The organism is Ruminococcus sp. YRD2003 (genome assembly GCA_900109435.1).
GTDB lineage: Bacteria > Bacillota > Clostridia > Oscillospirales > Ruminococcaceae > Ruminococcus > Ruminococcus flavefaciens_G.
In genome coordinates this window covers 156,597-168,610 of sequence record FNZT01000003.1, presented here as the reverse complement: position 1 = coordinate 168,610, position 12,014 = coordinate 156,597, and the positions used below count along the sequence as shown (strand labels likewise).

The following is a 12,014-nucleotide window of genomic DNA, read 5'->3' as shown; positions in this document are numbered from 1 at the left end:
ACTTGACATTAGCTTCCTTATGTTTTATACTAATATACATAGACAAGTTTGGAGACACAACATATAGTGATTCAGGAGGTTAAGGAAATGATAATCCATATTATTAAAAGAGACGGCCGAAAAGTCCCTTTTAATATTGAAAAGATCGCTAACGCTATTTTCAAGGCTGCCCAGTCATGCGGCGGCACAGATTTCAGCGTAGCGATGGACACTGCCGCGGAAGTCTGCAAGATATATGAAGACGAAAATCCCGGCAAGGTTCCCACGGTTGAAGAGATCCAGGACCTCGTTGAGAAGACCCTTATCGAAAAAGGCCACGCAAAGACGGCTAAGGCTTACATTCTCTACCGTTACGAGCGCACACGCTCACGCGAGATGAAGACTAACCTGATGTGCGTACTCAACGAACTGACCTTCAGTGCCGCTAAAGACAGCGACATAAAACGTGAGAACGCCAATATAGACGGCGATACCGCTATGGGCACCATGCTCAAGTACGGTTCGGTATCCGCTAAGGAATACTACGGGATGTATGTTCTCGAGCCAAGACACGCCAAGGCTCACCGTGAGGGCGATATCCACATCCATGATCTCGATTTCTATACGCTCACAACTACCTGCACACAGATAGACCTCAAGAAGCTCTTCACCAACGGTTTTTCCACAGGTCACGGCTTCCTGAGAGAGCCTAACGACATATCGAGCTACTCTGCTCTCGCTTGTATAGCGATACAGTCCAACCAGAATGACCAGCACGGCGGTCAGAGCGTCCCCACCTTCGACTACGCTATGGCGGACGGTGTAAGAAAGACTTATGTAAGCCGCTATATCGCAAATGTGGGAAGAGCTCTCCAGCTCCTCGCGGGCAAAGATGACGGAAACAGCATCGCCAAAGAGATCAAAAAGGAAATACTCGAAAAATACGGACTCGTACCTGTCCTTGCGAACGACAACGGCTACAGCGATAAAGAGTTCGAGCTTCTCCTCAAGCAGACCGACGAGGACACTGCAAAGAGAATACAGGAATTCTCACGCAAGAACGCTGAAAGCGAAACTGACCGAGCTACATATCAGGCTATGGAAGCACTTATCCACAACCTGAATACCATGAACAGCCGTGCAGGCGCTCAGACTCCGTTCAGCTCGATAAACTACGGTACAGATACTACTCCCGAAGGCAGAATGGTCATCAAGAACGTTCTCCTCGCACAGGAAGCAGGTCTCGGAAACGGCGAGACACCTATCTTCCCGATTCATATTTTCAAGATAAAGGATGGCATAAACTACAATCCGACCGATCCGAACTATGACTTATTCAAGCTCGCTTGCAGAGTATCTGCAAAGCGTCTGTTCCCTAACTTCTCATTTATAGATGCTCCCTATAATCTCCAGTATTATAAGGAGGGCAATCCCGATACCGAGATCGCGTACATGGGCTGCCGTACAAGAGTTATCGGCAACAATTACGACCCCACGCGTGAAATAGTTACAGGCAGAGGAAACCTCAGCTTTACATCTATCAATCTTCCGCGTCTTGCTATCAAGTCAGACCATAACGTCGGTCTGTTCTTCGACAAGCTCGATGAGATGATGGATCTCGCTATCGAACAGCTCATGCACCGCTTCCGCATCCAGTGCCAGAAGCACGTAAGGAACTTCCCGTTCCTCATGGGGCAGGGTATTTGGATAGACTCCGACAAGCTCGGTCCCGATGACACTGTTGAGGAGGTGCTCAAGCACGGTACTCTCTCCGTCGGATTCATCGGACTCGCTGAGACACTCAAGGCGCTCATCGGCGCTCACCACGGCGAGAGCGAAGAAGCCCGTGAGCTCGGACTTGAGATTGTCGGTGCTATGCGTAAACGCCTCGACGAGGAGGCAAAGCGCACAGGTCTCAACTTCTCGCTGCTTGCAACTCCCGCAGAGGGACTCTCCGGACGCTTCGTTCGTATGGACGCAAAAAAGTACGGCATAATCGAAGGCGTCACCGACCGCGACTACTACACAAACTCATTCCATGTACCCGTATACTATCCTATCAGCGCTTTTGAGAAGATAAAGATAGAGGCTCCCTACCACGCTCTGACGAACGCAGGTCACATAAGCTATATCGAGCTTGACGGCGACCCGCTCGAGAACCTCGCAGCTTTTGAAAAGATCGTACGCTGCATGAAGGAATCAGGTATCGGTTACGGCGCTATCAACCACCCTGTTGACCGTGACCCGTGCTGCGGCTACACAGGTATAATCGGCGATGTATGCCCGTGCTGCGGACGAAAGGAGCACTCAAACGATGTTGCCTTCGACCGCATCAGACGTATCACAGGCTACCTCGTAGGCACGCTCGACCGCTTCAACGACGGCAAACGCGCCGAGGAGCACGACAGAGTTAAGCACAGTGTTTAAGGTGATAGAATGGAACTGAGGATCGCGGGAACTGTCAACGACTCGATCGTTGACGGTCCCGGAATAAGATTTACGATATTCACTCAGGGCTGCCCGCATAACTGCAAGGGCTGCCATAATCCGCAGACTCATGACTTCAACGGTGGTGAGGTCGTGGATACCGCCGAACTGCTTGAAAAAGCAAAAGGTAATCCGCTGCTGGACGGCGTTACATTCAGCGGCGGTGAACCATTCTGTCAGGCGGAGGCGCTCGCAGAGCTCGGGGAGCAGCTTAAAACTCTCGGGCTGAACATAATCACTTATACAGGCTACACCTTCGAGCATCTCTATGAACACCGTGCCGAGAATGGCTGGGGCAGACTGCTCGGAGTGACCGACTACCTCATTGACGGTCCCTTTATCCTTGAACAGAAGGACTGGGAGATAAAGTTCAGAGGCAGCAGTAATCAGCGGTATATCGACTGCAAGGCAAGCATGGAGCAGGGCAGGGCAGTGGAGTGTGAACCGTAAGACTTAAAAGATAAAAGGTATCGTTATGAAAACGATACCTTTTTTAATTATATCAGTTAGGCTGACCAACTCTGTGACGGAGATTATCCTCCTTGAGTTTACGCCCCTCGGCAATAAGAGCAAGCATTTCTTCGGCATCACCAAAACGAAGAGCATGGCTGTACTTGTTGAGATTCTCAATAAGAGTATCAAGCTCGAATATAAGGTTGTCTCGGTTCTGCATGAACAGGTCGGTCCACATCTTCTCGTTCATAGTTGCGATACGGGTCATATCCTGAAAACTTCCACCGCTGAAGCCGCACTCAAGACCAAGCTCAGGGCTCTTTACATATGCGCTCGAAACGATATGTGCAAGCTGTGAGGTATAAGCTATCATCTTATCATGGTTTTCAGGGGAAGTAACGACTATCTTTCCCGCACCGAGTTCCGAAGCAAGACCTTTTAAAAGCTCAACATCAGCGTCATTACTGTCCTCAAAAGGAGCAATTATAAAATTTGCACGCTGAAAGAGGTCGGCGTTGCTGTTAGCGTAGCCTCCGAATTCCTTGCCTGCCATAGGGTGGATACCGATATAGCGCATACCGTTTTCATCAGCAAGCTCCTTAACGCGTTCGGAAAAGCTGCCTTTTATGCCGCACACATCGGTAATAAGTGTAGATTTGTCAAAACGCGAAATGTTTTCTTTCAGATATTTCTCGGTCTGCTCAGGAAAGAGCGACATTATCACAAGGTCAAATCCTGAAAAATCACCGCTGAACTCTTCATCAATCGCAACATCTCGCAAAGCTGCAAACTCGATATCATGCTTGATATCACAGCCGACAACATAATGTGTGGAGTATTTTTTTAAAGCCTTGCAAATAGAACCTCCGATAAGTCCCAAACCAACAACAAGTATTTTCATATTATGCAGCACCTTTCTGTCGTGTTTTTTACAGTATAGCACTTTAAACAAAAAAAGTCAAGAGACAGAAAACAGGGTGGTCAAACGACCACCCTGACTTTATATATATTTAGAGGAAAAGTGTACTCATACCGTGGTCGGTGGCATAGCGTTCAGCCTTCTTGCGGTTTATCTGCTTCAATATCCTGATGACCTGCTTGTGACACTTCTTTACTTCGTTCATCGAAATATTATTATTGTCAAACTCTGCAATATGTACATCGAAAACGTTTTCACACCCGCTGAATGCATCATCCTTGATGTCTTTGGTGAGCACACTCAACTTTACGTTCGTAAGCTTCTGACAACCATAGAATGCCCAGCTTCCGACAGACTTGACAGTAGGCGGAATAGTGATCTCCTCCAAGGAACGGCACCAAGAGAATGCACTCTCACCAATAGAAGTAACAGAATCTGAGATGAATATCTTTTTCAGACCATAACACTCGGAAAATGCAGCATTTCCAATAGATTCAACCGAACCCGAAATAATAACGCGATTAAGGTTCCTGCACGAATAGAAGCTCAGGTCGTTTATTTTCTTGATACCTGACGGGATAACGAGCTTGCGGATAGAACTGCAGCGTCCGAAAGCACCCTTACCGATGGACTTGAGCGAATTCGGGAGGTCAAGTTCCTTGATGCGCTGACATTTAAGGAAGGCATTTTCGCCGATAGATTCAAGGTTTTTGGAGAATACTATCTCCTCAAGATGAACACAGTGAGCGAACGCAAACTTGTCAATGACCTTAACACTGTCCGACATAATTATACGCTTAGCAGACTCATTTCCGCGGAAAGCGTACTTACCGATAGTTGTTATATTGCTCGGTATCTTGATCTCCTCGTTAGTGCCGATATACTTGATAAGGAGAGTACCGTCCTTGCCGAGAGCCATATTGTTGACATCATCTATACGAGCAGTCTCGTCGCGCTCGATGTCCTCGTCCTTGTAAAGCTCAGCGATACGCTCGCTGGAAAAATGCATTTTTTCATTCTTGGCCGACTTGCTCTTTGAGTGTCTTTCACCGAAAGCCTCGAGCTTTGCCGCGTAATCCATAGGCTTCTTCGCTTCTGGAGCCTTTGGGGGTGTGGGAGTATCAGTTTTCAGGTCGCGTGCAAGCGGCGCACGGGTCTGCCCTGGTTTGAACTCGGAATAAGTTATCTTTACACCACCGACATCATGCACCTTGGCAGCCTCAGGAAGGACTTCGTTGCGAAGAGCAGGCTTAACTCCTGCCTCTTTTGCAAATGTCGAGATATTGACCTTAGGCTTATTCTGCACAGCAGCAGAAGCAGCTTTACTCTCACTTTCTTTCTTGATATCTTTCGACTTTTCAGGTGCCTTGCTGGTCACAGGCTTTTGGATCTGGGAAGACTTATTCTTTGCAAGCAGCTGATCGATATCCGAAGCCTTGACCTCATTTGGCTTATAATGCTCCTCAACAGGATGAAAATCTGCATCATAAATTATCTGGTTATCGTAAAGAGACTTCTTGACAGGCTTCTTGATAGGGGAGTCCTCAATGGTCATGATCGACTTAGGTGAAGAAGATGTCTTCTTCTCCTCAACCTTCTTCTCCTCCTTAACGGGAGCGGGAGCGGGCTTCGCCTCAACCTTCTTCTCCTCCTTAACGGGAGCGGGAGCGGGCTTCGCCTCAGCCTTCTTCTCCTCCTTAACGGGAGCGGGTGCGGGCATATCCTCAGCCTTTTTCTCCGCCTTAACAGAAGTGGGAGCAGACTTCTCCTCAGCCTTCTTCTCCTCCTTAACAGGAGCGGGAGCGGGCTTCTCTTCAGCCTTTTTCTCCTCCTTAACGGGAGCAGGAGAATCTGTTATATCTTTCTTACTGTGCTTGTGAGCCTTCACCTTTACGACTTTTGCTTTGCGTACGCCGTTTTTTGATTTTGCACATATAGGGCAGATGTCGAACATTTCGGCGTCGTAGCCGTGTCCTTCCGGACATTTTGTTAGTTTCATGTATATCACTCCGGATAAATTTTAAGAAATAATGAATACATCATAAGAATTATACCACATTTCTTCCAAAAAATCAAGAAATCTTTGCCTTTAAAAACAAATTTTGTTAAAACCGCCAAGCCCATCGCAATTTTCGACCTGTCTGAATCGGTTTTGCATTAATTTCGGTCATCGGTTTTGTCGCTTTTGCACAAAGGAAGGTTTTCTTTTAATTTAACTCAACCTGATAGTTTGGCTATCAACATCAAAGTATTTTCAAATGCAAAAATAATGCAAATTATTTGCAAAAATCATTGTTTCTGTGTGAAAACGATGATATAATGAACTAAAGAACATGCACGGAGGCACAATATGAATACAAGAAAAATAATAGCATTAACACTTGCTCTGACGCTGAGCTCATCGCTCTCTTCCTGCTCTGAGACCAAGAAGAGCGGCGAGAACTCCGACAACTCTTCAACCGAGCAGACTACCGCGGCAGAGCTTGAACTGATTTCCGATTTTGATACTGCTTTCAAGCTCACTGACTACGATATCCCTTTAAGCTTCGAGGATATCAGCGTAGCTGCAGAGCTGACCGATACAAACGAGCTCATAGTTACGGTTTCTGATAACAGGGAATCTCACGACTACTCCTTCAAATACTACCGCACAGACAGAGAGCTCACCAAATTTACGGAGCTGAATATCTCGGATCCCGAGGAAGCCAAAGCTGCCGATCACCACTACTCCAACTACTACTTTAACACCGACGGCAGTATGATCGCCATAATAGTGCTCGAAGACCACGGCGGCGTAAAAATGCCCGAGGAGTACGACGAGACATTTGATTACTCCACTTACTACGACGACTACAGCACTTCTTATATGCTTGCAGTCTACGACAAGGATATGAATGTCGTCTCCACTGCAAAGCTCGAATATCCCGAGGAATTCTATGACGAGTGGGGGAACATCCGCTACGGATGCATCATCGCCGATGGTGAAAGCCTGCTCTGCAGCAATGATGACGGCTCACTGTGGCGGATAGGCACAGACGGCACTTTCAGGCAGCTCGTCCCGCCTACTGAAGATGCTCCCGCTTACAATCAGCTCAGCTATCAGCTTTACCGCGACCGCGACGGCAAACTCATTGCGAGAGTCCCGAATTTCGTTGAAGTCAAAAACGAAGATGACGCCCCGTATTACAGGACGGAATACAATTACTGCGACATCGACGAGAACGGTAAACTCTCCGAGCCTATATACCATTGCTCCGACATGGACTTTATGGAGACCGATTCAATTTCCACGGGTGGCTACAGCGATTACCGCCTGCTCATTCCCGAAACTGATTTTCTTGTCGGTATCACCGACAGCGGCGAAGTACAGGAGATAATCAACTGGATGGATTCGGACACAGAGTCGATGAACGTCATAGCTCTCGGCAAGGACGAATTTCTCGGTCTGCAACGAAAAATGGGTGAAGTGTACTCTACTGTTTCTGTAAAGAAGCTTACCCGCCGCGCCCCTGCTGAGTTCGCTAACATCAAGGCAGTCACGATAGGTTGTCCGAGCGGCAGTCAGTGGGGAGTACCCCGCGAGCTCATCAACGACTTCAACGCCTCACAGAGTGAGTACCGCGTAAAGATAAAGAAGATAGAGGAGACAAGTGACGTCCTCAACTCGCTCGGGATGAGCCTTATAAAAGGTGAAGCTCCCGATATCATCTTCGACATTCAGCCGAGCGACTTCTTCAACCTCCGCAATAAGGGAAGCTTTGACGACTTATATCAGTACATGGATGCTGATGCGGACTACCCGCGCAGTGCGTATATGTCCAATATCCTCACGGCTATGGAAAGTTCCGATGGCAAACTATACGGACTTCCCGCCTCATTTTACGTGGATACTCTCGTCACAAAGACTGAGGTATGGGACAAGCAGAACTGGACATTCGACGAAATGCTTGCCCTCTACGACGACCCGCCGATACCTGTTGATAAAATATACGTCTACGACAGCAAAGAAGAAGTTCTCGACTATATGCTCCGTCCCATGAGCGACCTCATCGACTACGAAAAAGGAGAATGCCATTTCGACTCACCCGACTTCGTAAAAATGCTCGAATTCTGCAACCGATTTGTCAGCGAGGTTGATAAGCCAAGTAAAGAGTATGACGGAGGCTATGCAAATCAGGAATGGTGGACTAGTAAATTCAACAGACTTAAAAATAATGAAGCTCTGACCGACCGTCTCAATCTCGCAGGTCCAATGTCAGGCTACAGTTTTGAGAAGAATCTCACCGCAGGCGGAGCCGACCTTACTCTCGCAGGCTATCCGTCGAGCAACGGTAAAGGCGGAAGACTCACGCCCGAATACATAATGTGTATCAACGCCAAGGCAAAGGAGAAGCAGGGCGCATGGAAGTTTATCTCCTATGCGACCGACCGAGGCACGAAAGTTCAGAGCTACCTCCTCAACAGCTCTACTCCTACGCTTGAGAAGAATTTCGACTATATGCTCGAAAACGAAGCTTCCATAGGTACTCATTCAGCGAGCGGAACTAAATTTCCCGCGCTGACAAAGGAAGAGAAGACAATGCTGAAGGACTATATCCTCAAATGTGATTCCCTGAGCACTCCGCTCGACGATGATATGTACAACATCTGCCTTGAGGAGGCAGAGGCTTACTTCAACGGTGAGATAACCGCCGAAACAGCCGCAGAACATATACAAAACAGAGTTTCTATACTTGTCAGTGAAAGAAGCTGAGATACAAAACGGCGCAGCTGCCAGCGTGATACAGTTGCGCCGTTTCTTTTTATGTTACTGTTGATTTTTTTATTTCATTGTGTTATAATAAAATTGTTGAATATCACAAATCCGTGTGCAGGAATCCCAACGAGAATACATCTCAAGGAGATAATATGAGCTTCAGTGACAAAATAAAGCGTATCGCTGCACTCGCTGCTGCTTGTGCAGCTCTGTCCGCCTTTTCGTTAATACGCGTTTCAAACGATATGCCGTTCTGCGGAGCATATGCGGCAGATGAATCAACACTGCCCGATGAGCCCTCTGTCGACCCGATAGGCAAGTCGGACGGCTATTCTGCCGTACTTTATAACAACATGAACGGACTCCCTACTTCCGAGGCCAACGCCATAGCCGAGACACTTGAGGGGTTCATATGGATAGGCAGCTACAGCGGTCTTATCCGCTACGACGGCAACAACTTCGACCGCGTTGATTCCACAACAGGCATCGCAAGCGTTGTCAGTTTATATGCTGATTCAAAGAACCGCCTGTGGGTCGGGACAAATGACAGCGGCGCCGCCGTTATGGAAAACGGTAAATTCCGTATGTATAATAAATCGGACGGACTGCAATCGCTCTCTATCCGTTCGATAACAGAGGACAGCGAAGGAAATATCTACCTTGCAACAACGCACGGCATGGCCTTTGTGGACGAAAATATGGAACTCCACTGTATCGACGAACCCAAGATAAACGACGAATACATCCGCACTGTAAAAACAGGAAGTGACGGCATTATCTACGGCGTGACCATGAACGACGCAGTTTTCACCCTCAGCAGCGGCAAGCTGCAAAGCTTCTATAATGCGAACCGTCTCGGTATAAGCAATGTGCTGTCAATTCTGCCCGACCCCGTCGAAGCGGGCAAGGTCTACATCGGAACAAAGCAATCACTGATATACCACGGAGAGCTCTCAAAAGGCTTTCGCAACACAATTCCGATAAACACTGCTCCGCTCGAATATATCAACTCCGTTGAATACATAAACGACACACTGTGGGTATGCAGCGATAAAGGCATCGGCGCATACAAGAACGGAGAGTTTTTCCCGCTTGAGAACGTACCGCTGACGACATCGCTCGAGAATCTTATGATGGATTATCAGGGCAACCTGTGGTTCGTATCTTCTCAGCAGGGCGTCATGAAGATAGTCCCCAACAGGTTCACTGATATATTCGATAAGTACGGGCTATCGCCTCAGGTGGTATACTCGACCTGCCGCCTTAACGATATGCTCTTCATCGGTACTAAAAACGACGGTCTGAAAATACTGAGAAACGGCAGGGTGATCAATGAACTTCCGATAACGAGCTCTGTTTCCGCCTCGGGGACGAAATATAACGATAACGACCTTGTTAAGATGCTCAGCGGATGCAAGATACGCTCGATAATCCGCGACAGCCGAAACAGGATATGGATATCAACATTTGGCGAGCAGGGACTTATCCGCTACGACAACGGCAGTGTCACAAAGTTCAAGCAGGCAAACGGACTGCCATCCGAGCGTGTGAGAACTGTCTATGAACGCTCAGACGGCAGTATACTCGTCGCCTGTACAGGCGGTGTCGTGGTGATAGACGGTGACGAAGTCAAGGACGTTTATGACGAATCATCGGGTATTAACAACACCGAGATACTGACTGTCACGGAGGGAGCAAACGGCGATATCATTGCAGGCACCGACGGTGACGGCATATATATCGTCCGCGGAACAGACACGCTCCACATCGGCACAGATGATGGTCTGCACTCAGATGTCGTGATGCGAATCAAACGCGATATAGAACGAGATATCTACTGGATTGTCACAAGCAATTCCATTGCATATATGGACTCCGACTACAAAGTGACAACTATTAATAATTTCCCGTACCCCAACAATTTCGACCTATACGAGAGTACCCTCGATGAGATGTGGGTACTCAGCAGCAGCGGTATATATGTCGTTCCTGTCGAGGAGCTTCTCGCCAATGAAGAAATTGACCCTGTTTTTTACGGCAAGGACAACGGTCTGACCTGTATCGCGACATCAAATTCGTACAGCGAACTGACCTCTGACGGAGAGCTCTACATCTCAGGTACAACAGGTATTGCCAAGGTCAATATCGAAACTCCATTTGAGAATGTGAGCGACCTGAAAATATCCGTTCCCTATATCGAAGCTGACGGAAAACGCATTTATCCGAACAGGAACGGAAACTTCAGTATTCCGTCAAATGTCAGAAAACTCACGATCTTCAGCTTTGTATACAACTACTCGCTTATTAATCCACAGGTCACTTATCACCTCGACGGCTTTGAGAATATAAAGACGACTGTCAAGCGCAGTGAGCTCACGCAAGTTGACTATACAAACCTCAAAGGCGGAAAGTACAACTTTGAAATAAGCATCAGAGACCCGCAGGGACAAGGCCACAAAAAGCTGACAGTAAGCATCTATAAGCGCAAAGCGCTCTACGAAACCGTATGGTTCAAAATAGTATGTGCGGTACTGCTCACCGCTGTTATCGCGGGTATCGCCGCACTAATAATACGCCGCAGGATAGCCAAATTCCAGAAAAAAGAGCAGGAGCAGAAACTTCTCATCCGTGAGATTGTTGAGGCGTTCGCAAAAGTCATAGATATGAAGGATAAATACACGAACGGCCACTCCACACGTGTTGCGGAATACACAGCAATGCTCACAAAGGAACTCGGCTATGACGAAGATACGGTAGAGAAATACTACGATATCGCCCTCCTTCATGATATAGGCAAGGTTGGAGTTCCGCCCGAAGTCCTGAATAAGCCCGGAAAACTCACCGATACCGAGTTCAACATAATCAAATCCCACTCAGCTCTCGGTTTCAATACGCTGAAAGATATCAGCATTATGCCCGAGCTTTCAATCGGAGCAGGAGCTCACCACGAGCGTCCCGACGGAAAGGGGTATCCCAAGGGCTTAAAGGGTGATGAAATCCCACGGGTTGCTCAAATAATCGCAGTCGCGGACACGTTCGACGCTATGTACTCGGACCGTCCTTACCGTAAGCGTATGAACTTCTATAAGGCAGTGTCTATAATGAAAGAAGTAAGCGGCACACAACTCACAAGCGATGTCGTCGATGCTTTTCTGAGACTTGTCGAGAAGGGAGAATTCAGAGCTCCCGATGACGACGGCGGAGGAACTGTTGAGGATATCGACAATATCCGAAAGAAACAGCAAACGGAACAGTCTCAAAAAGACATTTCCGTAAAAGAGCCGCCTGAATCCGAGAAAAAAATGTAATGAGCAGTCCTGTCAACAGATGATGTGAATAAAATGTAAATTCACACAAAACCTATTGACAGGACTGCTTTTTTATGTTATATTGGTATTGTAAAATTAAGTTGTATACAAC

General features: G+C 47.5%; 6 protein-coding genes. 4 read left to right on the top strand and 2 right to left on the bottom strand.

What is annotated here, in order from left to right:
- Positions 1–87 precede the first annotated feature (87 nt).
- Both BMX22_RS00795 and nrdG read left to right on the top strand, forming a co-directional pair.
- The gene (locus BMX22_RS00795) at positions 88–2,406 is read left to right on the top strand and encodes an anaerobic ribonucleoside triphosphate reductase (RefSeq protein ID WP_074740030.1); all 2,319 of its coding nucleotides are present in this window, start codon (positions 88–90) and stop codon (positions 2,404–2,406) included.
- 9 nt (positions 2,407–2,415) lie between these two features.
- Complete coding sequence (gene nrdG, locus BMX22_RS00790) at positions 2,416–2,916, top strand: anaerobic ribonucleoside-triphosphate reductase activating protein (RefSeq protein WP_074740029.1); 501 nt, start codon at positions 2,416–2,418, stop codon at positions 2,914–2,916.
- Between the two features lie 52 nt (positions 2,917–2,968).
- Here the strand turns inward: nrdG and BMX22_RS00785 are convergent, their stop codons facing one another.
- Both BMX22_RS00785 and BMX22_RS00780 read right to left on the bottom strand, forming a co-directional pair.
- Positions 2,969–3,820, bottom strand: coding sequence for a prephenate dehydrogenase (locus BMX22_RS00785; protein ID WP_074740028.1), 852 nt, complete (start codon positions 3,818–3,820; stop codon positions 2,969–2,971).
- Positions 3,821–3,929: 109 nt separating this feature from the next.
- On the bottom strand, positions 3,930–5,837 hold the full coding sequence (locus BMX22_RS00780; RefSeq protein ID WP_074740027.1) for a leucine-rich repeat domain-containing protein: 1,908 nt from the start codon (positions 5,835–5,837) through the stop codon (positions 3,930–3,932).
- A 351-nt stretch (positions 5,838–6,188) separates the two neighbouring features.
- Between BMX22_RS00780 and BMX22_RS00775 the strand changes: the two genes are divergently transcribed.
- Positions 6,189–8,591, top strand: coding sequence for an ABC transporter substrate-binding protein (locus tag BMX22_RS00775; protein WP_074740026.1), 2,403 nt, complete (start codon positions 6,189–6,191; stop codon positions 8,589–8,591).
- 155 nt (positions 8,592–8,746) lie between these two features.
- Positions 8,747–11,902 (top strand): HD domain-containing phosphohydrolase, encoded by a 3,156-nt coding sequence (locus BMX22_RS00770; protein WP_074740025.1) that lies wholly within the window; start codon positions 8,747–8,749, stop codon positions 11,900–11,902.
- Positions 11,903–12,014 lie beyond the last annotated feature (112 nt).

Excerpts from the sequence above, each read along its gene's own strand:
- BMX22_RS00795 (WP_074740030.1), top strand. The coding sequence starts at position 88 with ATGATAATCCATATTATTAAAAGAGACGGCCGAAAAGTCCCTTTTAAT.
- nrdG (WP_074740029.1), top strand. The coding sequence starts at position 2,416 with ATGGAACTGAGGATCGCGGGAACTGTCAACGACTCGATCGTTGACGGT.
- BMX22_RS00785 (WP_074740028.1), bottom strand. The coding sequence starts at position 3,820 with ATGAAAATACTTGTTGTTGGTTTGGGACTTATCGGAGGTTCTATTTGC.
- BMX22_RS00780 (WP_074740027.1), bottom strand. The coding sequence starts at position 5,837 with ATGAAACTAACAAAATGTCCGGAAGGACACGGCTACGACGCCGAAATG.
- BMX22_RS00775 (WP_074740026.1), top strand. The coding sequence starts at position 6,189 with ATGAATACAAGAAAAATAATAGCATTAACACTTGCTCTGACGCTGAGC.
- BMX22_RS00770 (WP_074740025.1), top strand. The coding sequence starts at position 8,747 with ATGAGCTTCAGTGACAAAATAAAGCGTATCGCTGCACTCGCTGCTGCT.